Source organism: Streptomyces sp. H27-H5, from assembly GCF_026627505.1.
GTDB lineage: Bacteria > Actinomycetota > Actinomycetes > Streptomycetales > Streptomycetaceae > Streptomyces.
The window spans coordinates 37,819-63,515 of sequence record NZ_JAPNLK010000024.1 but is presented as its reverse complement, the minus strand read 5'-3'; the positions used below and the strand labels follow the sequence as shown (position 1 = coordinate 63,515).

At 71.4% G+C, this 25,697-nt stretch carries 19 protein-coding genes; 7 read left to right on the top strand and 12 right to left on the bottom strand.

The annotated features are described in order from the left end of the window. Positions 1-51: 51 nt before the first annotated feature. Positions 52-519, bottom strand: coding sequence for an RDD family protein (locus OTB19_RS14780; RefSeq protein WP_053676100.1), 468 nt, complete (start codon positions 517-519; stop codon positions 52-54). A gap of 185 nt (positions 520-704) precedes the next feature. Between OTB19_RS14780 and glnA the strand changes: the two genes are divergently transcribed. Then, complete coding sequence (gene glnA, locus OTB19_RS14775) at positions 705-2,114, top strand: type I glutamate--ammonia ligase (protein ID WP_053676099.1); 1,410 nt, start codon at positions 705-707, stop codon at positions 2,112-2,114. A gap of 165 nt (positions 2,115-2,279) precedes the next feature. Here the strand turns inward: glnA and OTB19_RS14770 are convergent, their stop codons facing one another. After that, positions 2,280-2,942: a TetR family transcriptional regulator gene (locus OTB19_RS14770; protein ID WP_267798610.1), complete on the bottom strand. Its 663-nt coding sequence runs from the start codon at positions 2,940-2,942 to the stop codon at positions 2,280-2,282. An 86-nt stretch (positions 2,943-3,028) separates the two neighbouring features. Between OTB19_RS14770 and OTB19_RS14765 the strand changes: the two genes are divergently transcribed. Then, positions 3,029-3,799, top strand: coding sequence for an SDR family NAD(P)-dependent oxidoreductase (locus OTB19_RS14765; RefSeq protein WP_267798609.1), 771 nt, complete (start codon positions 3,029-3,031; stop codon positions 3,797-3,799). Between the two features lie 88 nt (positions 3,800-3,887). Here the strand turns inward: OTB19_RS14765 and OTB19_RS14760 are convergent, their stop codons facing one another. The 6 genes from OTB19_RS14760 to OTB19_RS14735 form a co-directional block, all read right to left on the bottom strand. After that, the gene (locus OTB19_RS14760) at positions 3,888-4,406 is read right to left on the bottom strand and encodes a DUF4240 domain-containing protein (RefSeq protein ID WP_267798608.1); all 519 of its coding nucleotides are present in this window, start codon (positions 4,404-4,406) and stop codon (positions 3,888-3,890) included. A 144-nt stretch (positions 4,407-4,550) separates the two neighbouring features. Beyond that, a complete protein-coding gene (gene aceE, locus OTB19_RS14755; RefSeq protein ID WP_267798607.1) occupies positions 4,551-7,235 on the bottom strand; it encodes a pyruvate dehydrogenase (acetyl-transferring), homodimeric type in 2,685 nt (894 codons plus the stop codon). A gap of 315 nt (positions 7,236-7,550) precedes the next feature. Continuing rightward, positions 7,551-8,174, bottom strand: a complete 624-nt coding sequence (locus tag OTB19_RS14750; protein WP_053676140.1) for a GntR family transcriptional regulator — start codon at positions 8,172-8,174, stop codon at positions 7,551-7,553. A gap of 246 nt (positions 8,175-8,420) precedes the next feature. Then, on the bottom strand, positions 8,421-10,232 hold the full coding sequence (gene sucB, locus OTB19_RS14745) for a 2-oxoglutarate dehydrogenase, E2 component, dihydrolipoamide succinyltransferase (RefSeq protein ID WP_267798606.1): 1,812 nt from the start codon (positions 10,230-10,232) through the stop codon (positions 8,421-8,423). A 93-nt stretch (positions 10,233-10,325) separates the two neighbouring features. Further along, positions 10,326-11,714, bottom strand: a complete 1,389-nt coding sequence (lpdA, locus tag OTB19_RS14740) for a dihydrolipoyl dehydrogenase (protein WP_053676093.1) — start codon at positions 11,712-11,714, stop codon at positions 10,326-10,328. Positions 11,715-12,027: 313 nt separating this feature from the next. Then, on the bottom strand, positions 12,028-13,557 hold the full coding sequence (locus OTB19_RS14735; protein ID WP_267798605.1) for a leucyl aminopeptidase: 1,530 nt from the start codon (positions 13,555-13,557) through the stop codon (positions 12,028-12,030). Between the two features lie 358 nt (positions 13,558-13,915). Here OTB19_RS14735 and OTB19_RS14730 point away from each other — a divergent pair, with 358 nt between their 5' ends. The 5 genes from OTB19_RS14730 (at position 13,916) to OTB19_RS14710 (ending at position 20,620) form a co-directional block, all read left to right on the top strand. Next, a complete protein-coding gene (locus OTB19_RS14730) occupies positions 13,916-15,943 on the top strand; it encodes a hypothetical protein (protein ID WP_267798604.1) in 2,028 nt (675 codons plus the stop codon). Between the two features lie 120 nt (positions 15,944-16,063). Next, the gene (gene pelF, locus OTB19_RS14725) at positions 16,064-17,578 is read left to right on the top strand and encodes a GT4 family glycosyltransferase PelF (RefSeq protein WP_267798603.1); all 1,515 of its coding nucleotides are present in this window, start codon (positions 16,064-16,066) and stop codon (positions 17,576-17,578) included. Next, on the top strand, positions 17,575-19,101 hold the full coding sequence (locus tag OTB19_RS14720) for a hypothetical protein (RefSeq protein WP_267798602.1): 1,527 nt from the start codon (positions 17,575-17,577) through the stop codon (positions 19,099-19,101). The genes pelF and OTB19_RS14720 overlap by 4 nt, the downstream gene beginning before the upstream one ends. 26 nt (positions 19,102-19,127) lie before the next feature. Continuing rightward, entirely contained in the window at positions 19,128-19,793 is a 666-nt protein-coding gene (locus OTB19_RS14715; protein WP_234349889.1) for a spherulation-specific family 4 protein, read from the top strand. Next, positions 19,790-20,620, top strand: coding sequence for an endo alpha-1,4 polygalactosaminidase (locus OTB19_RS14710; RefSeq protein WP_267798601.1), 831 nt, complete (start codon positions 19,790-19,792; stop codon positions 20,618-20,620). Before OTB19_RS14715 ends, OTB19_RS14710 begins: the two co-directional genes overlap by 4 nt. Positions 20,621-20,625: 5 nt before the next feature. Here OTB19_RS14710 and OTB19_RS14705 read toward each other — a convergent pair whose 3' ends face one another. The 4 genes from OTB19_RS14705 to cobT all read right to left on the bottom strand — a co-directional run bounded on the left by OTB19_RS14705 (position 20,626) and on the right by cobT (position 25,638). Next, positions 20,626-21,804, bottom strand: a complete 1,179-nt coding sequence (locus tag OTB19_RS14705; protein ID WP_267798639.1) for a sensor histidine kinase — start codon at positions 21,802-21,804, stop codon at positions 20,626-20,628. Positions 21,805-21,895: 91 nt separating this feature from the next. Beyond that, complete coding sequence (locus OTB19_RS14700; protein WP_267798600.1) at positions 21,896-22,612, bottom strand: hypothetical protein; 717 nt, start codon at positions 22,610-22,612, stop codon at positions 21,896-21,898. Then, the gene (locus tag OTB19_RS14695; protein WP_267798599.1) at positions 22,609-24,501 is read right to left on the bottom strand and encodes a phosphatidylglycerol lysyltransferase domain-containing protein; all 1,893 of its coding nucleotides are present in this window, start codon (positions 24,499-24,501) and stop codon (positions 22,609-22,611) included. The genes OTB19_RS14700 and OTB19_RS14695 overlap by 4 nt, the downstream gene beginning before the upstream one ends. Positions 24,502-24,582: 81 nt before the next feature. After that, positions 24,583-25,638, bottom strand: a complete 1,056-nt coding sequence (gene cobT, locus OTB19_RS14690; protein WP_267798637.1) for a nicotinate-nucleotide--dimethylbenzimidazole phosphoribosyltransferase — start codon at positions 25,636-25,638, stop codon at positions 24,583-24,585. Between the last annotated feature and the right edge of the window lie 59 nt (positions 25,639-25,697).

Genomic DNA, 25,697 nt, shown 5'->3' with positions numbered 1-25,697 from the left:
GGGGCCCCGCCCCCGGGGGGCCCACCCCCGTCTCGTGCGTCGCGCCGTTCCTCAGATGCGGACCTGGACGGCGCCGGCGAGCCGGTCGTGCAGGCCCCGGCCGTCCCGGTCCGAGATCAGGGCGGGGACGAAGAGGGCCAGCAGCAGGGTGCGCAGCGCCACCCGACCGAGGCCCAGGCGCGAGCCGTCCAGCGCGATGACCCGGAGTCCCAGGATCCGCTTGCCGGGGGTGAAGCCCACGGTGCCCACCGTCAGGAACGTGAGGCTCAGGAAGAGCGCCAGCGTCCAAGGACTGGAAGCGTCCAGGTCACCGCCCGTGATCAGGGCGTAGGCGATCAGCTGACAACCGACCCAGTCGATGACGACGGCGCCGAGTCGACGCCCGAAACGGGCCACCGAGCCGGGCCCCGAACGGGGAAGGCCCAGGCGCTCGCCCGGATGGCCGAAGTCGACGCCCATCTCCTCGGCGGCCGCGCGGGGGCCGGAAAGCCAGGATCCGATTGCTTGCCTGTTGTCCACCCGACCACGGTACCGGTGCGCTCTCCGGCGCCCCGGACGGGACCCTGGTTAACTTGTGCGAAACAAATGGGTCATGCTTGAGAAATCCCGTCTGCTTATGGTCGGGTCAGCGTGCGGCACCGCACTGACGCACCACGAGCTATAAAGCCCGCCCCTGCCCCGGGGTCGGGAGTAGGAGGAGTTGGATGTTCCAGAACGCCGACGAAGTGAAGCAGTACATCGAGGAGAACGACGTCAAGTTCGTCGACGTCCGCTTCTGTGACCTGCCTGGTGTGATGCAGCACTTCACCATCCCGGCGCGGGCGTTCGACCCGGCGGAGGAGCTCGCCTTCGACGGATCCTCCATCCGCGGCTTCCAGGCGATCCACGAGTCCGACATGGCGCTGCGCGCCGACATCACCACCGCGCGCCTGGACCCGTTCCGCAAGGACAAGACGCTCAACATCAACTTCTTCATCCACGACCCGATCACGGGCGAGGCCTACAGCCGCGACCCGCGCAACATCGCGAAGAAGGCCGAGGCGTACCTCGCCTCCACCGGCATCGCCGACACCGCGTACTTCGGCCCCGAGGCCGAGTTCTACGTGTTCGACAGCGTGCGCTTCGCGACGACCGCGAACGAGAGCTTCTACCACATCGACTCCGAGGCCGGCGCCTGGAACACCGGCTCCGAGGAGAACAACCGCGGCTACAAGGTCCGCTACAAGGGCGGTTACTTCCCCGTCGCCCCGGTCGACCACTTCGCCGACCTGCGCGCCGAGATCTCGCTGGAACTGGACGCCCAGGGCCTCCAGGTCGAGCGCCAGCACCACGAGGTCGGCACCGGTGGCCAGGCCGAGATCAACTACAAGTTCAACACGCTGCTCGCCGCCGCCGACGACCTGATGCTCTTCAAGTACATCGTGAAGAACGTCGCCTGGCGCAACGGCAAGACCGCGACCTTCATGCCGAAGCCGATCTTCGGTGACAACGGCTCGGGCATGCACGTTCACCAGTCGCTGTGGGCGAACGGCGACCCGCTGTTCTACGACGAGGCCGGCTACGCGGGCCTCTCGGACACCGCCCGCTACTACATCGGCGGCATCCTCAAGCACGCCCCGTCGCTGCTGGCCTTCACCAACCCGACGGTGAACTCCTACCACCGCCTGGTGCCGGGCTTCGAGGCGCCGGTCAACATGGTGTACTCGCAGCGCAACCGCTCCGCCGCGATGCGCATCCCGATCACCGGCTCGAACCCGAAGGCCAAGCGCGTCGAGTTCCGCGCCCCGGACCCGTCGTCCAACCCGTACCTCGCCTTCGCGGCGCTGCTGCTCGCGGGCCTCGACGGTGTCAAGAACAAGATCGAGCCGATGGAGCCGATCGACAAGGACCTCTACGAGCTCTCTCCCGACGAGCACGCGAGCGTCCCGCAGGTCCCGACCAGCCTGGAGGACGTCCTCAAGGCCCTGGAGGAGGACCACGAGTACCTCCTCGCCGGCGGTGTCTTCACCCCGGACCTGATCGAGACCTGGATCGACTACAAGCGCACCAACGAGATCGCCCCGATCGCGCTGCGCCCGCACCCGCACGAGTTCGAGATGTACTTCGACATCTAGTCGCCCCGAGCGCCCCCGACGGAACCCGCACGACGGGCCGCCGGGACGGGCGCTCCGCGACCTCGCCGCAGACGCCTGCGGCCGTGCCGCCCCCACTCCTCACGGAGCGGAGGGCGGCACTTCGTCGTTTCGGGGGCCGCGTCGCTGTCTCCGGCCCGCGGGCCCTCAGGTCGGGCGGTGGAGCAGGGGCATCGCGCCCGTCAGGTCGCGCAGGCAGCGGACCGCGAGTTCGGCGGGGGAGCCGGGGCCGGCGACCGGGGCGTCGGTGGCCGACCAGAGTTCCAGGGCGATGCGGATCGCGTCCGTGGCGGCCGCCGCCAGGAGGCGGACGCCGAGGGCGTCGGCGTCGGGGCCGGCGAGCCGGGCGATCACCGGGACCAGGCGTTCCTCGGAGTCCTGGTTCACGCGGTACCAGACGGCCCGCAGGGCCTCGTCGCCGGTGGCCGCCCGCAGCAGCCCGCGGGTCACCTTCAGGCCCTCCTCGACGGCCTGGGAGTCGCCGAGGGAGCGGGTGACGGCGCGCTCCAGCGCCTCGGCCAGGGGGGTGCCCGGGTCCTCCTCGGCGAGCAGCGCGCGCCACGCGTCACCGCCGCCGGCGAGCAGGGGGGCCACGGCCTCCTGCTTGTTGCGGAAGTAACGGTAGAACGTGCGCAGGGCCACGCCGGCGCGGTGGGCGATGTCCTCGGCGGTGGTGCCGTCGGGGCCGTGCTCGGCGAAGAGTTCGCAGGCGGCGCGGGCGATGTCGAGCTGGGTGGCGGCCTTGCGGCGCTCGGTCAGCGACTGGGCTCCGGGGCCGGCCTGGGGAGAGTACGGACGAGGGGATCTCACGTCTGAAGCCTACCGCCCGACCGGCTCGGCGATTGCATGCATTGACGCACTGGCAAAACGTGTCACTTGGTCGTACGCTCGCCCCCATGAATCGATACGAAGGACGTCGCGTCCTCATCACCGGCGGCGGCTCCGGCATCGGCCGGGCCACCGTCCACCGCATCCTCGCCGAGGGCGGCCGCGTACACACCGTGGACGTCGACGAAGCCGGGCTCAAGAACACGGCCGACCAGGCCGGCGCCGACGGCCACGGGGACCGCCTCACCACCGCTGGCCTCGACATATCCGACGAGGCCGCCGTACGGGCCAAGATCGCCGGCGCCGTCGCCAGCCTCGGCGGGCTCGACGTGCTGGTCAACGCCGCCGGCATCCTGCGCTCCTCGCACACCCACCAGACCACGCTCGACTTCTGGAACAAGGTCATCGCGGTCAACCTCACCGGCACCTTCCTGGTGATCCGCGAGTCGATCCCGGCGCTGCTGGCGGGCGACCAGCCGGTCGTCGTGAACTTCAGCTCCACCTCGGCGTCCTTCGCGCACCCCTACATGTCCGCCTACGCGGCCAGCAAGGGCGGCATCCAGTCCATGACCCACGCGCTGGCCGCCGAGTACAGCAAGCAGGGCCTGCGCTTCGTCGCCGTGGCCCCCGGCTCCATCGAGAGCGGCATGACCACCGGCAACGGCCCGGGCCTGCCCGAGGACACCGACTGGAGCCTGTTCACCAAGCTGGCACCGGCCCTCGGCCAGGGCTTCGCGGGTCCGGAGACGGTGGCCGGCGTCGTCGCGATGCTCGGCTCCGAGGACGGCGCGTTCATCACCGGCACGGAGATCCGCATCGACGGCGGCACGCACTACTGAGGCGCGCCCGCCCGCAACCGACCCGCGCCGCCCGCAACCGACCCGCGCCACCGACCGCGTCCGGTGCCGTACGCGCCACCGACCGGCGTCAGGCCCTGAACCGGTCCCAGAGCCGGGGGAAGCGCTCCGCGAGCACGGCTTCGTTCTCGAAGTCCAGGGGAGCGCCCTCCGGCTCGGCCGCCTGCAACGGAACCCCGAGGTCCGGCGCCACCGCCCCGGTCAGCTGCTCGTACGCCTCGTCCGCCGCGTACCCCAGCTCCTCGCCGTCGCCGTCGATCTCCTCGTCGAAGTCGCCCAGCAGTTCCGCCAGGTGGTCGGGGTCGTGCACCCCGCCCTCGAAGACCTCCCGCCCCTGGCCGATCAGCCAGCACCGGAAGTAGTCGAACGCGTCGTCGCTCGCCCCGTCGAGCAGCACCCAGGCCGCCCCCCAGAGGTCCCAGGTGTACGCCCGGTTGTACCGCGACTCGAAGTGCCGGGCGAAGTCCAGCACGGAGTCCGGGTCGAGCTGAGCCAGCCGCTCCACGAGCAGCTCGGCGTGCTCCTCGGGGTCGCCCTCGGCGGCCTCGCGGGTACGGTCGACGATCTCCCAGAACTCCGTCTCGTCCATCACCGCTCCAGCATCACGGGTCCACCCCCGTGCCGCCACCGCTCATACGGCCAAAGGCCGGTGTCCGACCCCCATTGGCGGGGCGGACACCGGCCTTCGGCCGTACGGTGGCGCATCGGACTCGGCGCGACGGGCGCCCGGGTCCTACAGGCCGTAGCGCTCGCGGGCCTCCTTGATGGCGGACGCCGGCACCTCGCCGCGGCGGGCGAGCTGGGCCAGCGCGGCCACCACGATGGACTGGGCGTCGACACCGAAGTGCCGGCGGGCGCCCTCGCGGGTGTCGGAGAGGCCGAAGCCGTCCGTGCCGAGCGAGGTGTAGTCCTGCTCGACCCACTGGCTGATCTGGTCCGGGACCTGACGCATCCAGTCGGACACGGCCAGCACCGGGCTCGTGACGCCCTCCAGCGCGCGGGTGACGTACGGGGTGCGCACCTCGCCGCGCAGCAGCGCCTCGTCGCACTCCAGCGCGTCGCGGCGCAGCTCGCCCCAGGAGGTGGCGGACCAGACGTCGGCGGCCACGTTCCAGTCGGCGGCGAGCAGCTTCTGGGCGTCCAGGGCCCAGTGGATCGCCGTGCCGGAGGCCATGAGCTGGACCTTCGGGGCGTCGGCGGCCGGGGCCGCCTCGGCCAGGTCGGCCGCCGTGTTGAAGCGGTACAGGCCCTTGAGGATGCCTTCCTCGACGCCCTCCGGGATGGCGGGCTGGACCTTCGGCTCGTTGTAGACCGTCAGGTAGTAGAAGACGTCTTCCGGCTTCTCGCCGTACATGCGGCGCAGACCGTCCTTGACGATCACCGCGATCTCGTACGCGAAGGCCGGGTCGTAGTTGAGCGACGCCGGGTTCGTGGACGCGATCAGGTGCGAGTGGTCGTCGGCGTGCTGGAGGCCCTCACCGGTCAGCGTGGTGCGACCGGCCGTGGCGCCGACGATGAAGCCCTTGCCGAGCTGGTCGGCGAGCTGCCACATCTGGTCGGCGGTGCGCTGCCAGCCGAACATCGAGTAGAAGATGTAGAACGGGATCATCGGCTCGCCGTGCGTCGCGTACGACGTGCAGGCGGCGATGAAGTCGGCCATGGCGCCGGCCTCGGTGATCCCCTCGTTGAGGATCTGGCCGTCCTTGGCTTCCTTGTAGTACATGAGCTGGTCGCGGTCGACCGGCTCGTACGTCTGGCCCAGCGGCGAGTAGATGCCGGCCGACGGGAAGAGGGACTCCATGCCGAAGGTGCGAGCCTCGTCGGGGACGATCGGAACCCAGCGCTTCCCGGTCTCCTTGTCCCGCATCAGGTCCTTGACGAGCCGGACGAAGGCCATGGTGGTGGCCATCTCCTGCTTGCCGGAGCCCTTGAGGAGCGGGGCGAAGGAGCGGTCGGCCGGGGCCGGCAGGGCCACGGGCTTGACCTTGCGGGCCGGGGCCGGGCCGCCGAGGGCCGTGCGGCGCTCGTTCAGGTACCGGACCTCGGGGCTGTCCGCGCCCGGGTGGCCGTAGGGGACCTGGCCGTCGACGAAGGCGCTGTCCGGGATCGGGAGGTCGAGCTTGTCGCGCATGCTCTTGAACTCGTCGATCGTGAGCTTCTTCATCTGGTGGTTCGCGTTCTTCGACTCGAACCCGGCACCCAGCGTGTAGCCCTTGACGGTCTGCGCGAGGATGACCGTCGGCGCGCCCTTGTGCTCCAGGGCGGCCTTGTACGCGGCGTACACCTTGCGGGGCTCGTGGCCGCCGCGGGAGGTGTGGAAGCACTCGGCGATCTTCGCGTCGGACAGCACGGCCGCGAGCTGCACGAGTTCGGCGTTGGCGCCGAAGAAGTGCTCGCGGATGTAGGCCGCGTCGCGCGTCGCGTACGTCTGGAACTGCGCGTCCGGCACCTCGCGCAGGCGGCGCACGAGGGCGCCCGTGGTGTCGAGCTGGAACAGCTCGTCCCAGGCGGAGCCCCACAGGGACTTGATGACGTTCCAGCCGGCGCCGCGGAACTGGGCCTCCAGCTCCTGGACCACGCGGAAGTTGGCGCGGACCGGACCGTCGAGACGCTGCAGGTTGCAGTTGATGACGAAGGTCAGGTTGTCGAGCTGCTCGCGGGAGGCGAGGGCCAGGGCGGCGGTCGACTCGGGCTCGTCCATCTCGCCGTCGCCCAGGAAGGCCCAGACGTGCGAGTTCGCGGTGTCCTTGATGCTGCGGTTGTGCAGGTAGCGGTTGAACCGCGCCTGGTAGATCGCTGACAGCGGGCCGAGGCCCATGGACACCGTGGGGAACTCCCACAGCCACGGCAGGCGCCGCGGGTGCGGGTAGGACGGCAGGCCGTTGCCGCCGGACTCCTGGCGGAAGTTGTCGAGCTGCTGCTCGGAGACGCGGCCGTCGAGGAAGGCGCGCGCGTAGATGCCGGGGGAGGCGTGGCCCTGGATGTAGAGCTGGTCGCCCGATCCGTCGGCCTCCTTCCCGCGGAAGAAGTGCTGGAAGCCGGTCTCGTAGAGCCAGGCCGCCGAGGCGAAGGTGGCGATGTGGCCGCCGACGCCGTACTTGGAGCCGCGGGTCACCATGGCGGCCGCGTTCCAGCGGTTCCACGCGGTGATCCTGGCTTCCATCGCCTCGTCGCCGGGGAACTCCGGCTCCGCGGCGGTGGGGATGGTGTTGACGTAGTCCGTCTCAAGAAGCTTCGGCAGCGCGAGACCGGCGGCCTCGGCGTGCTGGAGGGTACGACGGAGCAGGTACTCGGCGCGGCGCGTACCGGCGGCCTTGGCGACGGCGTCGAGGGAGGCCGCCCATTCGGCGGTCTCCTCGGTGTCGCGGTCCGGGAGCTGGTCGAGCTCGCTCGGAAGCTTTCCTACGGGGTCGGACATCGGTGTGCGCCGCCTTCCGGACAAAGGAGAGGTGGTGAAGAAAATCCCTGACGGGCAGGACAGGGTCGATGGACCCGGGTGGGGTCCGCGTTGACTGTAAAGCGCTGATCGATGATCGATCAAATAAAAGTGACAATTAAATGTCCACGGGGCGAAAGTCGGCACCGGGTGCCATGGCTCAAGGCACCCGGTGCCGGTGGTCTCGCGTCGTGGAACCAGTACAGGTCGCCGCGCCAGCGGCTCCCTGGAGAGCCGCTCGAAACCCCAGGTCGGAAGGGGTTTCAGCGGTCTTGCCGGGCGACGCGGGGACGTTCGTCAGGCGCGCGGCGCGCAGCCCAGGACATGCCGCTTCACGAGCAGCCCGATGTCCGGATCCTGACCCCGGAACGCCGCCACGAGCGCCTCGTGCTCCTCCGCGTACGACTTCTGGACGGTACCGAGCCAGCGGATGGACAGCGCCGTGAACACCTCGATGCCCAGGCTCTCCCAGGTGTGCAGCAGCACGCTGTTCCCGGCCGCCCGCACCATCTCGCGGTGGAAGCCCACCGTGTGCCGCACCTGCGCCGTGCCGTCCTCGGTGCGGTCCGCCTCCCACAGGGCCGCCACGTGCGGCTCCAGCGCCGTGCAGTCGGCCGCCAGCCGGGGCGCGGCCAGCTCGGCGGCGATCTGCTCCAGACCGGCCCGGACCGGGTAGATCTCCTCCAGGTCGGCCGCGGAGAGGTTCCGTACGCGGACGCCCTTGTTCGGCGCGGACTCGATCAGCCGCAGCGTCTCCAGCTCGCGCAGCGCCTCCCGCACCGGCGTCTGGCTGACCTCCAGCTCGACGGCGATCCGGCGCTCCACGATGCGCTCGCCGGGCTTCCAGCGGCCGCTGACGATCCCCTCCACGATGTGCTCGCGGATCTGCTCGCGCAGCGAGTGCACGACGGGTGGGGTGATCATCGGCGCTTCATCTCCTGAGGGGCACGCAGGGCTCTGATGCGTAGACAATACGGCGGTGTCGGCCCGCCGGTACGCGTTGGTGCCCGGGGACCGGGGGTGAGGCTGGTTACAAGACCCGTCCCGGCCGGCTCGCCGTACCCGGCCGGACACCTCGACCCGCACCCGGACACGACGACGGCGCCCCCGCCCGGAGTGTTCCGGACGGGGGCGCCGTATCGAGCGGCTGCCGCGGGGGCGTAAGCCTTACAGGCCGAGCTCGACCTCGAACTCGCCGGCTTCCAGGATCGCCTTGACGGCCGAGAGGTACCGGGCCGCGTCCGCGCCGTCCACCAGGCGGTGGTCGTAGGACAGGGTCAGGTACGTCATGTCACGGATGCCGATGTTCGTGCCCTCGGCGGTCTCGATGACCACCGGGCGCTTCACCGTGGCACCGATGCCCAGGATGGCGACCTGGTTCGGCGGCACGATGACCGTGTCGAACAGGGCACCGCGCGATCCGGTGTTGCTGATGGTGAAGGTCGCGCCCGACAGCTCGTCCGGCGTGATCTTGTTGCCGCGGACCTTGGCGGCCAGGTCGGCGGTCGCCTTGGAGATGCCCGCCAGGTTGAGGTCACCGGCACCCTTGATGACCGGGGTCATCAGGCCCTTCTCGGAGTCCACGGCGATGCCGATGTTCTCCGAGTCGAAGTAGGTGATGGTGCCCTCGTCCTCGTTGATCCGGGCGTTGACGACCGCGTGGGCCTTCAGCGCCTGGGCCGCGGCCTTGACGAAGAACGGCATCGGCGAGAGCTTGACGCCCTCGCGGGCCAGGAACGCGCCCTTGGCCTTCTCGCGCAGCTTCATGATCTTGGTGATGTCCACCTCGACCACGGAGCTGAGCTGGGCCTGCGAGTGCAGGGCCTTCATCATGTTGTCGCCGATGACCTTGCGCATGCGGGTCATCTTGACGGTCTGACCACGCAGCTCGGACACCGCGGCCGGAGCCTTGGCGGCCGGAGCGGCAGCGGCGGCTGCCGGCGCCGGAGCGGCGGCGGCGGCCTTGGCGGCCTCGGCGGCGGCCAGGACGTCCTGCTTGCGGATACGGCCACCGACACCGGAGCCCGAGACCGAGGACAGGTCGACGCCGGACTCCGAGGCGAGCTTGCGCACCAGCGGGGTCACGTACGCGCCCTCGTCACCGGCCGGGGCCGGGGCGGCGGGAGCGGCCGGAGCCACGGGAGCCGCGGCGGCCGGAGCCTGAGCGGCCGGAGCGGCCTGCGCCGGAGCGGCGGCCGGAGCCGCCACGGGAGCCGGAGCGGCAGCCGCGGGAGCGGCCTGGACCGGAGCCGGGGCGGCGGCCGGAGCGGCAGCCTCCACCGGAGCCGGGGCTGCGGCGGGAGCGGCGGCCTCGGCCGGAGCCGGGGCTGCGGCGGCCGGAGCCGCCGCAGGGGCCGCGCCGGCGACACCGATGACGGCCAGGCGAGCGCCGACCTCGGCGGTCTCGTCCTCGCCGACCAGGATCTCCAGCAGGGTGCCGGCGACCGGGGCGGGGATCTCGGTGTCGACCTTGTCGGTCGAGACCTCCAGCAGCGGCTCGTCGGCCTCGACCGACTCGCCGACCTGCTTCAGCCAACGGGTGACGGTGCCCTCGGTGACGCTCTCGCCCAGGGCGGGGAGAGTGACGTCCGTGCCGGACGCGGCGGCGGGTGCCTCGGCGGCCGGAGCCTCGGCAGCAGGTGCCTCGGCGGCGGGAGCCGCGGGTGCCTCGGCGGCCGGAGCCGGCTCGGCGGGGGTCTCGGCGGCGACCGTCTCGGCCTCGGCCGGGGCCGGGGCGCCCGAGCCGTCGTCGATGACGGCCAGCTCGGCGCCGACCTCGACGGTCTCGTCCTCGGCGACCTTGATGGAGGCCAGGATGCCGGAGACGGGCGACGGGATCTCGGTGTCGACCTTGTCGGTCGATACCTCGAGCAACGGCTCGTCGGCCTCGACGCGCTCGCCCTCGGCCTTCAGCCAACGGGTGACAGTGCCCTCGGTGACGCTCTCACCGAGCGCCGGAAGGGTTACGGAAACCGGCATGGTTTCAGTTGCTCCTAACGGTGGGGTCTCCCCCAGCTCGAGCGGAGTCGAGAGCTTGGGGAAGTACGGAAGTGGTCGTCGCGCCCGTGACGATTAGTCGTGGGAGTGAAGCGGCTTGCCGGCAAGGGCCAGGTGGGCCTCGCCGAGCGCTTCGTTCTGGGTCGGGTGCGCGTGGATGAGCTGCGCGACCTCGGCCGGCAGAGCTTCCCAGTTGTAGATCAACTGGGCTTCGCCGACCTGCTCGCCCATCCGGTCACCGACCATGTGGACGCCGACCACGGCACCATCCTTGACCTGGACGAGCTTGATCTCGCCCGCGGTCTTGAGGATCTTGCTCTTGCCGTTGCCCGCCAGGTTGTACTTCAGGGCCACGACCTTGTCGGCCCCGTAGATCTCCTTGGCCTTGGCCTCGGTGATGCCGACGGAGGCGACCTCGGGGTGGCAGTACGTGACGCGCGGCACACCGTCGTAGTCGATCGGGACGGCCTTGAGGCCGGCCAGACGCTCGGCGACGAGGATGCCCTCGGCGAATCCGACGTGTGCGAGCTGCAGGGTCGGGACGAGGTCACCGACGGCCGAGATGCTCGGCACGTTGGTCTGCATGTACTCGTCGACCAGGACGTAGCCGCGGTCCATCGCGACGCCCTGCTCCTCGTAACCCAGACCCTGCGAGACCGGGCCGCGGCCGATCGCGACCAGCAGCACCTCCGCCTCGAAGGTCTTGCCGTCGGCGAGGGTGACGCGGACACCGTTCTCGGTGTACTCGGCCTTCTCGAAGAAGGTGCCGAGGTTGAACTTGATGCCGCGCTTGCGGAACGCGCGCTCAAGAAGCTTGGAGCTGTTCTCGTCCTCGACCGGCACGAGGTGCTTGAGGCCCTCGATGACGGTGACGTCGGTGCCGAAGGACTTCCACGCCGAGGCGAACTCGACGCCGATGACGCCGCCGCCCAGGATGATCGCGGACTCGGGCACGCGGTCCAGGACGAGCGCGTGGTCCGAGGAGATGATGCGGTTTCCGTCGATGTCCAGGCCCGGCAGCGACTTCGGCACGGAGCCGGTCGCCAGCAGGACGTGGCGGCCCTGGATGGTGCGGCCGTCGACGTCGACGGAGGTCGGCGAGGAGAGGCGGCCCTCACCCTCGATGTAGGTCACCTTGCGCGAGGCGACGAGACCCTGGAGACCCTTGTACAGGCCCGAGATGACGTCGTCCTTGTACTTGTGCACACCCGCGATGTCGATGCCCTCGAAGGAGGCCTTGACACCGAACTGGGCCGCTTCGCGCGCCTGGTCCGCGATCTCACCGGCGTGCAGCAGTGCCTTCGTGGGGATGCAGCCGTTGTGCAGGCAGGTGCCGCCGAGCTTGTTCTTCTCGATCAGCGCAACGTCGAGACCCAGCTGGGATGCGCGCAGCGCCGCGGCGTAACCGCCACTGCCACCGCCGAGGATCACTAGGTCGAAAACGGTGCTGGCGTCGTTCGCCACGTCACGTCCTCCATGCATGTGCGCCGGGCACCGGTCCTCTGTGACCGGGGCGGCGGCTGGTAATCGGCCGCTTGTTTCTTCGGCCCTGTGGTGGGGGCCCTGTCCTGCCGAGAACCCATCTTCGCATTTGTCGGGGGAACGCGGGACGCCGGGCCCCGGCTCTGGACCGTCGTTCTGCCCGAACCGGGGGTTACCACTGCGTAGAAACCTACTGATCTTCGAGGTTTCATCGAGAGCGAACGTGCCCCGCGACCCCGACGGGGGTCCCGGGGCACGTTCGCGGCCCACCCGGCGAGACGGATCGCCGGTCGTGTCAGCCCAGGTCGCCCGTGGCGGTGCGCTCGGCCAGCCGCACCAGGGTGCGCACGGCGGAGCCGGTGCCGCCCTTGGGGGTGTAGCCGTACGGGGCGCCCTCGTGGAAGGCGGGGCCCGCGATGTCGAGGTGGGCCCAGGTGATGCCCTCGCCGACGAACTCCTGGAGGAAGAGGCCGGCCACCAGGCCGCCGCCCATGCGGACACCCATGTTGGCGATGTCGGCGGTGGGGGAGTCCATGGTCTTGCGCAGGTCCGCGGGGAGCGGCATCGGCCAGGACGCCTCGCCGACCTCCTCGGCGATCTCGTGGATCGAGGTGCGGAAGGCGTCGTCGTTGGCCATCACGCCGAAGGTCCGGTCGCCCAGGGCCAGCACCATGGCGCCGGTCAGGGTGGCGACGTCGACGATCGCGTCCGGGTTCTCCTCGGAGGCCCTGGTCAACGCGTCGCCCAGGACCAGCCGGCCCTCGGCGTCGGTGTTGAGGACCTCGACGGTCTTGCCGCTGTACATGCGCAGCACGTCGCCGGGCTTGGTGGCGGATCCGGACGGCATGTTCTCGGCGAGTGCGAGCCAGCCGGTGACGTTGACCTGGAGGCCCAGCTTGGCGGCCGCGACGACGGCGGCGAACACGGCGGCGGCGCCGGCCATGTCGCACTTCATCGTCTCGTTGTGGCCGGCCGGCTTCAGGGAGATGCCGCCCGAGTCGTAGGTGATGCCCTTGCCGACGAAGGCGAGGGTCTTCTCCGCCTTGGAGTGGGTGTAGGTGAGCTTCACCAGGCGCGGCGGGTTCTCGGAGCCCTTGCCGACGCCCATGATGCCGCCGTAGCCACCCTTGACGAGCGCCTTCTCGTCCAGCACCTGGACCTTGATGCCGTTCTCCTTCGCGGCCGCGGACGCGACGGCGGCGAAGGCCTCGGGGGTGAGGTCGTTCGGCGGGGTGTTGATCAGGTCGCGCGCGATGTTGACCTCGGTCGCGACGACGATGGCGCGCTCGGCCGCGGCCTTGTGCTCCTTGTCGCGCGGCTTGGCGCCGAGCAGGGCGATCTCGGCGAGGGGCTGCTTGGGGCCCTCGCCCTTGGCGGCCTTCTTCTCGCCGCCCTGGTAGACGGTGAAGGCGTACGCGCCGAGCAGCGCGCCCTCGGCGACCGCGGTGACGGCGGAGGCGTCGTCGAGGGGAAGCGCGAAGGCCGCCTTCTTGACGCCGTGCAGGGCGCGGGCGGCGGAGCCGGCGGCGCGGCGCAGCGCCTCCTCGTCGTAGGACTCGTCCTGCTCGGGTACGGAGCCCAGACCGACCGCGAGGACGACCGGGACCTTGAGGCCGGACGGCGCGGGCAGCTTGGTGATCTCGCCTTCCGCGCCCGAGGCGCCGAGCGCGTCCAGCACGGAGGCGAGCTTTCCGTCGAACGCCTTGTCCACGGCCTCGGCGCCTGCGGCGACCACGGGGCCCTTGGCGCCCTTCGCCACGCCGACCACGAGGGCGTCGGCGCGCAACGTCGCGGCGCCGGCAGTGCTGAGAGTCAGAGCAGTCACGGTGGTGAAGTCTCGCTTCCGTTTGTGTGTGTGGGCGCTGCGGTCGCGTCGGGGTCGCCGGCCGCTCCGCAGCGATCGTATTCCGGCTCGACGGCTGCCGGAAACGAGCCTACGCCGACGTACTCGTCCGTACGCCACTCGAAGGTTTGGCAAGTTGTTCGATCAGGACGCCGACAGGTTCACCCATCTGTGGTCTCTGTTCCAGGTTTGCCCTTTAGAGCTGACGAGGTCCGAGAGAGTGATGCCGCTCTCGCAAGGGGACGCGGGGTCCCTTTGCATGATTTCCACAGAGCCTCCCCGGCGCGGCCGAACGCCATGCGGCCGAAGTCGTCGGGAGGACTGCGGGGGGAAGGCCGAAATGGTCAACAAGAACCGGATGAACAGGGTCGCCGCGGCGATGGCCGCCGCGACCCTGATGTCCGTGGCAGTACCCGCGGCGTCCGCCGAGGCGGCCGCCGCGACACCGCGCATCGACCTCAGGGTGCTGGTCGTCGACGACGGCGGCAGCTCGGTCGAGGCGATCACCGCCGAACTCCGCGACACCGGAGTTCCGTACACCCGCGTGGACCTGGGCAGCGCCGGCCGTCCGGTGATCAACGCCGCCTACCTGAGCGACACGGTCGACGGCCGTCCGCGCGCCAAGTTCCAGGGGGTGGTGCTGCCCAACGAGAATCCCTTCGGCGCGGGTTCGGCCGAGATGACGGCGCTCGCCGCCTACGAGACGACGTACGGGATCCGCCAGGTCGACGCCTACACCTGGTCACACCCGGGCGTCGGACTGGAGTACACCGACAACGGCGGCTACAGCGGCACCCTCGACGGCACCCAGGCCGCCGTCACCGCCGCCGGCAAGGCGGGCCCCTTCGGCTACCTCGGCGGTCAGGTCACCTTCGAGGACAACTCGCCGCTGGTACCAGAGAGCTACGGGTTCATGGGCAAGCCGCGCACCGGCTACACCAGCTACCTCGACGCGCCCGTCGGCTCCGGCCGCGCCTCGCTCGTCGGCGAGTACGCCCACGACGGGCGCGGCGAACTGGTCGTCACCTTCGGCTACAACCAGTACCAGCAGCAGTTCCGGCTGCTGGCCCGGGGCATCGTCGAATGGCTCACCCAGGGCGTCCACCTCGGCCAGGAGCGCAACTACTTCGCGGTCCACGTCGACGACGTCTTCGCCCCGGACGCCCGCTGGAGCAAGGAGCTCGACTGCACGCCCGGCGACTACGCCTGCGCGGGCGGCGAGGGCCAGGAGAGCACCATCCGGATGACCGCCGCCGACGCCCAGTACGCGGCGCAGTGGCAGACCTCCAAGAACTTCAAGCTCGACATGCTCTTCAACGCGGGCGCGGGCGAGGAGTGGAAGGCCGAACACGGCGGCGTCGACGCCATGACCGCCCAACTGGTGGCGGACCGGGCCAAGTACCGCTGGATGAACCACACGTACACGCACCCGTTCCTCGGCTGCGTGCAGGACACCACGACCTCCCCCTGGACCTGCAAGAAGAACGCCCAGGGCGCGATCCAGTACATGAGCCGCGCCGAGATCTCGGCGCAGATCCGCGACAACAACAACTGGGCGGCCGCCAAGGGCGTCACCACCGACCGCACCGAGCTCGTCACCGGCGAGCACTCCGGCCTCAAGACGGCCCCGCAGCAGCCCGTGGACAACCCCAACCTGGCGGGCGCGCTCGCCGACAACGGGGTCAAGTGGGCGGGCAGCGACAACTCCCGCGAGCCGGCGCAGCGCGCGGTCGGCGCCGCCCTGACCGTCCCGCGCCACCCGATGAACGTGTACTACAACACGGGCACCAACGCGGAGATGGCCGACGAGTACAACTGGATCTACACCAGTCGTGCCGACGGCGGCAGCGGCGCCTGCGAGGACAACCCGGCGACCTCCACCTGTCTGCCGGCCCCGCTCGACGTCAACACCGGCTACACGGACTACATCGTCCCGCAGGAGGCCCGTACCGCCCTGCGCCACGTGCTGGCCAACGACCCCCGGCCGCACTACGTCCACCAGTCCAACCTGGCCGAGGACCGCACCCTGTACCCGGTGCTCAACCAGGTCCTCGACACCTACCGCACGCTGTACGCGCCCAGCGCGCCCATCGTGAACCAGACCATGAAGGACACCGGCGTCGAGCTGACCCGTCGCGCCGCCTGGGACAAGGCGATCGCGAACAACCAGGTCACCGCCTACCGCATCGGCAAGGACGTCACCGTCAAGGCGCCCTCCGGAGTGGTCGCCCCGATCACCGCGCCCAACGGGACCAAGAAGCAGCTGCTGCTCGGCACCGCCGACTTCGGCACCGCGTACGCCGGCACCCGCTCGGCATGGACCGGCCCGGAGCTGCTCCAGTCCGCGGTCACGCTGAAGCTGCTCTGACCTCCCCCCCGGCCTCCGTCAGGCCGGTCGTTCCACCGCACGCGCACCCGCATCACCCAGCGCCGGCGCTCCGCGAACCACGGGCGCCGGCCCCTTTTCCGTCCTGGGGGGACACACCGCATGAGCCATGGGCGTCATGTCACCATGCTCACCGAAGGCACCTATCCACACGTCCACGGGGGCGTCAGCACCTGGTGCGACCAACTGGTCCGCGGCATGCCGGAGGTCGACTTCAACGTCATAGCCCTGACCGGCTCCGGACGCGAGCCGGTCACCTGGGAACTGCCGCGCAACGTCTACCGGCACACCGCCGTACCGCTCTGGGGGCCTCCGTCGGCCCGGCGCATGCGGTCGACACTGCGCGGCAGGGCCCTCCGAGGTTTCACCGAGACGTACGAGACGTTCCTGCTCTCCATGCTCGACCCGCGACACGGCGGATTCTCGCAGTCCCTGCGCGAACTGGCCCTGCTGGCCCGGGCCGGCAAGCTCGCGCCGACCCTGCGCTCCGAGTCCGTGCTGCGCCTGCTGATGACCGTCTGGACCCGCCCCGGCCTGGTCACCGCCGAGGCCGCGCCCACCATCCACGACGCGCTCACCGCCACCGACCTGCTGGAACACGCGCTGCGCCCGCTCTCCGTGCGGATCCCGCCCGACAGCGTCGCCCACGCCGTCAGCAGCGGCCTCGCCACCCTTCCGGCCCTCGCCGCCAAATACCTCGACCAGGTGCCCTTCCTCCTCACCGAGCACGGCATCTACCTGCGCGAGCGCTACCTGGGCTACCGCACCGCCGAACAGCGCTGGCCGGTGAAGGCGCTGATGCTCGGCTTCTACCGCGAGCTCAACACCGAGGGCTACCGGCAGGCCGACCTGATCACCCCCTGCAACCAGTACAACCGGCGGTGGGAGGAGCGCGGCGGAGCCGCCTCCGACCGGATCCGCACCGTCTACAACGGCGTCGACCCGCACGCCTTCCCCGAGGCCGGCCCCGAACCCGAGGTGCCCACCCTCAGCTGGTGCGGGCGCATCGACCCGATCAAGGACCTCGAAACCCTCGTCCGCGCCTACGCGTTCATGCGCGAGGAGCTGCCCGCCCTGCGGCTGCGCCTCTTCGGGCCGGTCCCGGCCGGCTGCGAGGACTACAAGCTCCGCCTGGAGAAGCTCGCCGCCGAACTCGGCGTCAGCGACGGCATCACCTACGAGGGCCGGATCGACCAGGTCGCCAAGGCCTACGCCGCCGGCAGCGTCGTGATGCTCTCCTCCATCAGCGAGGGCTTCCCCTTCAGCATCATCGAAGCCATGTCCTGCGGCCGCACCACGGTCTCCACCGACGTGGGCGGCGTGCGCGAGGCCGTCGGGGACACCGGGCTCGTCGTCCCGCCCCGCGAGCCCGAGACCATGGCCCGCGCCACCCTCGCCCTGCTCCGCGACGACGAACGGCGGGCCGAACTCGGCCGGATGTCGCGCAAGCGGGTGGTCGAGAAGTTCACCCTCCACCAGTCCGTCGACGGCTTCCGGCACATCTACCGGGAACTCGCCGGACAGCCCCTGCTGCCCGTCCACCCGGGCGACGACTGGACCCAGCGGCTCGCGGACCCCTGGTACAAGGAGCTCGCCGCCGACGGGAGCCTGTGGTGAGCGGTTCCCTCTGGCTGAAGGTCCCGGGCGGCAACACGCTGCCCGCCGTCCCGCGACCCCGGCGGACGGTCCCCCCGGCCGCCGACCCGATGGACGAACTCGCCCGGCGGCTCGACGTGTTCATCGCCGCCGCCGTCCACCCCGACGAGATAGCGGCCATCCTGGAATCCGACGGGATGACCGACGAGTACATCCGGCTCACCTACGGCCGCCACGACTCCTTCGCGCTCGCCGAGGAGCTGTACGCCCGGGTGCCCCGCTCCTTCCCGGAGCCCGAGGGCGCCCCCGACCCCTGGAAGGTCTCCCTCACCGCCTGCCTGCTCCGCGGGGTGATCTTCGCCCTGCCCGGCCTGGCCTACCTGCTCGGCGCACCCCTGCTGGAAGGTCCCCAGGACCGGCTGGGGCTGCCCGCCGGGACGCTGACCCTCCTCGCCGGGGCACTGATCGGGTGGGTCTGGGACCAGACCCTGTCCCACCGGGCCTACTCCTGGCTCGGTCTCGGCGACCGGGCCGCCGCCGGGCGGACCCTGCTCGCCGGGGCCCCCGCCGGGGCGCTGCTGGGCACCGCCGCCGCGCTGGCGGTGCCCGGCGGGCCGCCGTTCTCGTACGCGTTCGCCGCCGGACAGGCCCTGTACGTCGGCGCCGCCACCGTCCTGCTGGTCCTCGGCCGGGAGCGGATGCTGATCGCCGCGCTCGCGCCGATGGCCGCGGGCGCGGTGCTGTCCCTCTTCGTGGACCTGCCCGTACCCGTGCGCGTCACCCTGCTCGTGGTGTCGCTGCTGGCCGCCTGCGTCCTCGCCGTCCGGGAACTCCCGCTGGCCGAGGGCGTGCGGGCCACGGTGCGCCGCGTCCGGGGCTGGTCCCGGCGCGGCCCGGGGGAGGGACCGGTGCGCTGGCGGATGCTGCGCGGGGCCGAGGAGGAGTACCGGCCGCACCGACCCCGGCTCGGGGACTCCGTGCCGTACGGGGTGTTCGGCCTCGGCACCGGCCTGCTCGTGCTGTACGCCGCCCTCGGCGAGGTGCTGGCCGGAGGACCCGCCGAGGCCGTCGCCGCCCCCTCCGCGGTGGCCCTCACCCTCAGCATGGGCCCCGCCGAATGGCTGCTCCACCGGTTCCGCAGCGGCAGCCTCGCCGGGCTGCGGGCCGCCCGCTCGCCCCGGGCGTTCCGACACCGGATGCTCGGCACGCTGACCCGGTGCCTCGCCTCCTACCTGGTGGTGCTGCTCGCCCTGGGCGTCGTCGGGACCCTGTTGTGGCCCGGAGCCCCCGCACCGACCGGCCTGCGCGTCGCGACGCTGCTGCTGCTCGGCGCCGTGATGTGGACCGGGCTGCTGCTCCAGTCGTTCGGCGCGGTCCGCCCCGCCGCGGTGGTCTGCGCCTCGGCCGCCGTCGCCCAGAGCCTGGCCCTGCTCCTGGGGACCGGGCAGCCGCGGCTGGTCCAACTGGTCGTGGCGGCCACGGCGGCCGCCGCCCTGGCCACCATGGTCTGCCTGTTCCTGGGGCGGGCCACGGCCCACCGCTGACGCACGTGCCCCCGTACCCGACGGACATGAAGAAGGACCACATGCTGCTGGTGCCCCTCTACGAGCACCCCGCCGACCAGCCCGAGGCCTGGGAGCTGCTGATCCGCTCCGCGGGTCGCCTGCACTCGGTGGTGCTCAACCCCGACAGCGGGCCGGGCGACGCCCCCGACGAACGGTTCGCCGCCGTCGCCGCGCGCCTGCGCGAAGCCGGGGTGCCCGTCCTGGGCTACGCCGACACCGACTACGGGCGGCGCCCGCACGCGGCCGTCGTCCAGGACCTGTTGCGCCACCGCGACTGGTACGACACCGACGGGGCCTTCCTCGACCAGGCCTCCGCCGACCCCGAACTCCTGGCCCACTACGGTCGGCTCGGGGTCGCCGCGCGGGCCGCGGGCGCCCGCACGGTCGTCCTGAACCACGGCGTCCACCCGCACCCCGGATACGCCGAACTCGCCGACCTGCTGGTCACCTTCGAGGGGCCCTGGGACGCCTACCGGGACGCGGCGGCCGTGCCCGCCTGGACCGCCGACCACCCCGCGGGACGGTTCTGCCACCTGGTGTACGCCGTCCCGCCGGGGGCGCCCACCGCCGAACTCGCCCGGGAACGGGGGGCCGCCGTGCACTGCGCCGTCCCCGGAACCGGCGCGCACCCGTGGGGCACCCTCCCGTACGCCCTGGAGGCCACCGCGTGAACCGCCGTCCGCCGCGGTGGTCCCTGCCGGTCCTCGTCCCGCTGCTGCTGCTCGCCGCGTGCACCACCGTGCCCGAGCCGGACGACGTCTCGCCCGACCCGGCGCCGGGGCAACGCTGGCAGCCCGAGCCGGGGGTCAGCTGGCAGTGGCAGCTCTCGGGCAGGCTCGACACCTCGGTGAAGGCGGCCGTGTACGACGTCGACGGGTTCACCACGACCAAGGAGCAGGTCGCCGACCTGAAGAAGGCCGGACGCAAGACGATCTGCTACCTCTCCACCGGGGCCTGGGAGGACTTCCGCCCGGACGCCGACGACTTCCCGAAGCCGATGCTCGGCAAGGGCAACGGCTGGGAGGGCGAACGCTGGTTGGACATCCGGCGCCTCAAGGAGCTGGAACCGCTGATGGCCAAGCGCGTCGACATGTGCCGCCAGAAGGGCTTCGACGCGGTGGAGCCCGACAACATGGACGGCTACGCCAACACCTCCGGCTTCCCGCTCACCGGCGACGACCAACTGCGGTACAACCGGCTGATCGCCCGGCTCGCCCACGACCGGGGTCTGTCGGTCGGCCTGAAGAACGACCTGGACCAGATCCCCCAACTCGTCGGGAACTTCGACTTCGCGGTCAACGAGCAGTGCATGGAACACGACGAGTGCGACCGGTACGCGCCGTTCACCGACGCGGGCAAGGCCGTCTTCCACGTCGAGTACGAGGGCCGGGTGGGCGACTGGTGCGCCCGCTCGCAGGAGGCGAAGCTCAGCTCGCTCCAGAAGAAGTACGAGCTGGGCACCTGGCGCAGGGTCTGCCCCCGCTCCGGCACCCCCTGAGGGAGCTAGGAGACGGGCAGGATGGCGTGCACCCGGTACCCGCCGCCGTACCGGGGGCCCGCGAAGCAGGACCCGCCCAGCGCGCCGGCCCGCTCGCGCATCCCCAGCAGCCCGTGGCCGCCACCCGGATCGGCCGGTTCCGGGGCCGGGTCGGCGGAGGTGCCCCCGTCGTCGAGGACGGTCACCTCCACCGAGGCGCCGACCCGGACCACGCTGACCTCGGCGCTGGCTCCCGGTCCCGCGTGCTTGCGCACGTTGGTCAGCGCCTCCTGGATCACCCGGTACGCGGCCAGGTCCACGGCGGCCGGCAGCGCGGACGCGTCCCGCCCCAACTGCACGATGACCTCGACCGGCAGCCCGGCGTGCCGGAAGGTGTCCGTCAGTTCGTCCAGCACGGCCAGCCCCGGAGCGGGCTCGGTCGGCGCCTCCGGGTCGCCGGACTGGCGCAGCAGCCCGACCGTGGCGCGCAGCTCGTTCAGCGCCGAGCGGCTGGCGTCCCGTACGTGGGCCAGCGCCTCCTTGGCCTGGTCGGGGCGCTTGTCCATCACATGGGCGGCCACCCCCGCCTGCACGTTGACCAGGGCGATGTGGTGGGCGACCACGTCGTGCAGGTCCCGGGCGATCCGCAACCGCTCCTCGGCGACCCGGCGCCTGGCCTCCTCCTCACGGGTCCGCTCGGCACGCTCGGCCCGTTCCCGGATGGCGTCGATGAAGGCCCGTCGACTGCGCACGGCGTCCCCGGCGGCGGCGGCCATGCCGGTCCAGGCGAAGATCCCGAGGTTCTCCTGCGCGTACCAGGGCAGTGGTCCCGCCAGCATGGCGACGCCGGTCAGCCCCGTCATGGTGAGCAGCCCGATCCGCCACGTGGTGGGCCGGTCGGTGCGGGCGGCCAGCGTGTACAGGGCGATCACCGCGCACATCACGACGGGCGCCCGGGGCCCCCCGGTGGCCAGTTCCAGCAGGGACAGCGCGCAGGTCACGGCGAGCACGGCGCGGGTGTGCCGGCGCCGGAACACGAGGGCGGTGGCGCCCAGCAGCATCAGCAGGAGCGAGAACGGGTCGGGGGTGCGGGTGCCGAAGGTGGGCCCGTGCGGCCCGTGGGGATCGGCGAAGGATCCGACGACCATGGAGACGAGCGCCCCGAGCGCGAGCACGGCGTCGGTGGCGAGCGGATGGGCCCGCATCCACTGCCGGGTGGGGGCGAAGGGCCCGAGGTGTGTCGTCACCCCGTTACGGTACGGCCTGCCCGCGGGGCGCCGGACGGAGACGGACGCGTCACGCCCCCGGCGGTGCGCTCGATGCGGGCGGCGGGCTGTGCCCCAGGGGGGCTCGGGAGCGCCGCGGCCCCCACGTGGCGCGCACCACGCACAGCACCATGACGGCGGCGATGGCGGCCAGGTGCTCCTTGCCCGCCAGGTTGTCCTTGATCAGCACCTCGCCGATCATCACCAGGATCACCAGCGCCCCGGTGAGGTAGGCCCGGTACCGCCAGCAGACGTAGATCGCGAGTCCCACGACCGCCGCCGACGGACCGGTGTCGTTGACGACGCGGTCGGACACCGGCAGACCGAAGGGGTGGTCGGGGCCCAGCGAGAGACCGATCCGGGCGTACGTGGTGCCGGCGAGGGTGGCCACGTAGCCGACCACCAGGGTGCGCCACCAGCCGACGCAGATCTCCGAGATCCCGAAGACCAGCAGGATCTGCGCGAGCGCCCCCCACACCGGCAGGTCGAGCGCCGGGACGAAGAGGGACAGGGGCGTGCGCAACAGCGCCAGCCAGAGCGGGTCGACGGCCTTGACCGAACCGAGGTCCTGCACCGGCTGGAAGCCCCAAGAGGTGTTCTGGACGATCTGGAAGACCGAGGTCAGACAGACCGCGCCGAGGGTCATCGGGATCGCCCGCCACTTGTCGCGGGCGAGCGAGTCCCGGATCGTCCAGAACAGGGGCCCCCACTCGCGGCGGGCGAACCGCCGCAGTGAGGAGTTCGTCAACGCTTGGTCTCCAGGTGTCTGCGGTGCATCCACTTCGGCAGGCCGGGAGCTTCGAGGAAGCCCTCCGCCCGGCCCGCCGCGACGCCGATCCGCAGCAGGTCCGAACTCTTCTCGAAGAGCATGAACCGCGGTTCCCAGATCGGCCGGTATTTGGCGTTGGCCCGGTAGAGGGACTCGATCTGCCACCAGCGGGAGAAGAAGCTCAGCAGCGAGCGCCACATGCGCAGCACCGGACCCGCGCCGAGCTTCGATCCCCGCTCGAAGACGGAGCGGAACATCGCGAAGTTCAGTGAGACCTGTGTGACGCCGATCTCCTTTGACCGCTCCAGGAGTTCGATGACCATGAACTCCATCAGACCGTTCTCGGAGTCCCGGTCGCGGCGCATCAGGTCGAGCGACAGACCCTTGGGTCCCCACGGCACGAAGGACAGCACGGCACGCAGTTCACCGTTGCCGTCGAAGCACTCCAGCATCACGCACTGGCCGTCGTCGGGATCGCCCAACCGGCCCAGTGCCATTGAGAAGCCGCGCTCGGTCGCACCGTCGCGCCAGTCGTCGGCGCGGACGAGGAGTACGTCCATCTCCTCGGTCGGGATGTCGGAGTGCCGGCGGATGCGCACCGTGTACCCGGCGCGCTTGACCCGGTTGTAGGCCTGCCGGACGGTCCGCATGGCGCGACCCTCCAGCGTGAACTCGGCGGTCTCGACGATCGCCTCGTCGCCCAGTTCCAGCGCGTCCAGGCCGTGCCGGGCGTAGATCTGCCCGGCCTCCTCGCCGGCGCCCATGACGGCCGGCACCCAGCCGTGCTCGCGGGCCTCGGCCAACCAGGGCTCGATGGCGCCGGGCCAGGCCTCGGGGTCTCCGATCGGGTCGCCGGAGGCCAGGGACACGCCGCCGACGACGCGGTAGGTGACGGCGGCCTTGCCGGTGGGGGACCAGATGACGGACTTCTCGCGGCGCAGCGCGAAGTAGCCGAGGGAATCCCGGTCGCCCTGCTTGGCGAGCAGGGCCCGCAGCCGGTCCTCGTCCTCAGGGGTGAGCGGGTCCACGGCGCGGCGCGAGCGGAACGCGGCGAACAGCACGGCGAGGAGCAGCAGCATCGACATGACGTTGACGAAGACGTCCACCCACGCCGGCGTGGCGATCCCGTCGTAGGCCCGGTCGTTCGGCTCCAGGGTGATCAGCCGCATCGCGCCGTACTTCCAGCGGGCGAGGAAGGTGGCGTCGGCCCGTTCCGGGTCGGTGTTGGTGGCGCCGACGAGCAGGGCGGCGACCAGCGAGGTCAGCAGCAGGCCGACGGCGGCCACGGCGGTGGCCAGCTTGGGGTTGGAGCGGTCGCCCTTGGCGTAGAACTCGTGGCGGCCCAGCAGCAGGGCGCCGACGAAGGCCGCGGTGAGGACGAGCGAGACCCAGTTCTGCGCGTGGTCGCGGAACTCCGGGTAGCAGAAGTCGTAGTCCCCGCCGACGCACGGCGCGAAGGCGGCCGTGGCGAAGGCGAACAGCAGCATGCCGCTGATCACCAGGTTCAGGATCCAGGCGGCCCGTTTGCGGCGGCCCATGGTGACGGCGAGGATCAGCGAGAACAGCCCCGAGGCGAAGCCCGCCGTGAGCAGGTAAGGCGTGTAGAAGTCGGCGGTGTTGTGCCGGCGCAGGTCCTGCCCCAGCGAAAGCCACACCGCGCTGAGGAAGTTCACGAAGGTGACGACGCGCAGGTACCAGATGGCGAAGGCGGCGCCGCGCCGTGACGGTTTGCTGCCCCTGCGGGCCTCGGCCTTGGCCGCGGGATCTCCCTTGCCCGTTTCCCCCCTGCCGGCGGGATTGCCGCCGGACTCTTTTCTTCCGTTTACTGCCGTGGTGGTATCTGCGCTGGTCAAGCGGACCTCTCCCATGAAAAGCGATGATATGGGGCGTCACCGTCCACGGGCGGATCGAGCGCCCCGGACTGGTCAGGCCCGTGGCGCCCGGTGAATTCAGTCCGTCGGCTCCTCCACCGCTCGTTCCGGCAGCTCCGCAGCGAGTGCGGCGGCCGCCTGGACGAGGGGGAGGGCCAGCAAGGCCCCTGTTCCCTCTCCCACAGTGACGCCGTGGTCGAGCACGGGGTTGAGTGCCATCCTGTCCAAGGCCTTCGCCTGGCCCGGCTCGCCGCTCGCCTGGCCGGCCAACCACCAGTCCGGGGCCCGGAACGCGGCCCTCTGGGCCACCAACCCGCAGGCCGCCGAGACGAGCCCGTCGAGGATGACCGGTGTACGGCGCACCGCGCACTGGAGCAGGAAGCCGGTGATCGCGGCGACGTCCGTGCCGCCGACCTTCGCCAGCAGGGCCACCTGGTCGCCCAGCACCGGACGGGCCCGGCGCAACGCGTCGCGGATCGCCGCGCACTTGCGCATCCAGGCCAGGTCGTCGATCGGGGCGCCGCCGCGACCGGTGACGACCGAGGCGTCCGTCCCGCACAGCGCGGCGACCAGCGTCGCGGCCACCGTGGTGCCGCCGACACTGAGGTCCCCGAGCACGACGAGATCGGTTCCCGAGTCGGCCTCCTCGTCGGCGACCCGCATCCCGAGCCGCAGCGCGGCCTGTGCCTCCTCGACCGTCAACGCGTCCTCGACGTCGATCCGGCCGCTGCCGCGCCGCACCCGGTGCCGCACGACCTCCTCGGGGAGCAGCCCCGGATCGCAGTCCAGGCCGGTGTCCACGATCCGTACGCCGGCGCCGAACCGCGCCGCCAGGACGGCCACCGGACTCGTCCCGTCGAGCACGCCCCGCACCAGCTCGTGCGCGGTGCCCGCGGCGCGCGCGGAGACCCCCTCGGCGGCGATCCCGTGGTCGGCCGCGAACAGCACGACGCGGGGCCGCTCGATCTGTCGGACCGGAACCCGCCCCTGCGCGGCCGCGAGCCACTCGCCGAGTTCGTCGAGCCGGCCCAGCGCGCCGGGCGGCACGGCCAGCCGCTCACGGCGATCCTCGGCATCACGCCGGACGCCCCCGTCGGGGCGTTCGATCAGATCGGAGAAGTCGTCGAGATTCAGCATGGTCATCTGCCAGAGCGTACAGCCGGTGAGGCCCTCCCCAAGCCCCTCCCGCAGCC

What these genes read in the sequence shown, in the direction of transcription:
- OTB19_RS14695 (WP_267798599.1), bottom strand. Translation starts at nt 24,501, where the DNA reads ATGGGAGAGGTCCGCTTGACCAGCGCAGATACCACCACGGCAGTAAAC.
- OTB19_RS14705 (WP_267798639.1), bottom strand. Translation starts at nt 21,804, where the DNA reads ATGCGGGCCCATCCGCTCGCCACCGACGCCGTGCTCGCGCTCGGGGCG.
- OTB19_RS14765 (WP_267798609.1), top strand. Translation starts at nt 3,029, where the DNA reads ATGAATCGATACGAAGGACGTCGCGTCCTCATCACCGGCGGCGGCTCC.
- OTB19_RS14715 (WP_234349889.1), top strand. Translation starts at nt 19,128, where the DNA reads ATGAAGAAGGACCACATGCTGCTGGTGCCCCTCTACGAGCACCCCGCC.
- pelF (WP_267798603.1), top strand. Translation starts at nt 16,064, where the DNA reads ATGAGCCATGGGCGTCATGTCACCATGCTCACCGAAGGCACCTATCCA.
- OTB19_RS14760 (WP_267798608.1), bottom strand. Translation starts at nt 4,406, where the DNA reads ATGGACGAGACGGAGTTCTGGGAGATCGTCGACCGTACCCGCGAGGCC.
- glnA (WP_053676099.1), top strand. Translation starts at nt 705, where the DNA reads ATGTTCCAGAACGCCGACGAAGTGAAGCAGTACATCGAGGAGAACGAC.
- sucB (WP_267798606.1), bottom strand. Translation starts at nt 10,232, where the DNA reads ATGCCGGTTTCCGTAACCCTTCCGGCGCTCGGTGAGAGCGTCACCGAG.
- aceE (WP_267798607.1), bottom strand. Translation starts at nt 7,235, where the DNA reads ATGTCCGACCCCGTAGGAAAGCTTCCGAGCGAGCTCGACCAGCTCCCG.
- OTB19_RS14730 (WP_267798604.1), top strand. Translation starts at nt 13,916, where the DNA reads ATGGTCAACAAGAACCGGATGAACAGGGTCGCCGCGGCGATGGCCGCC.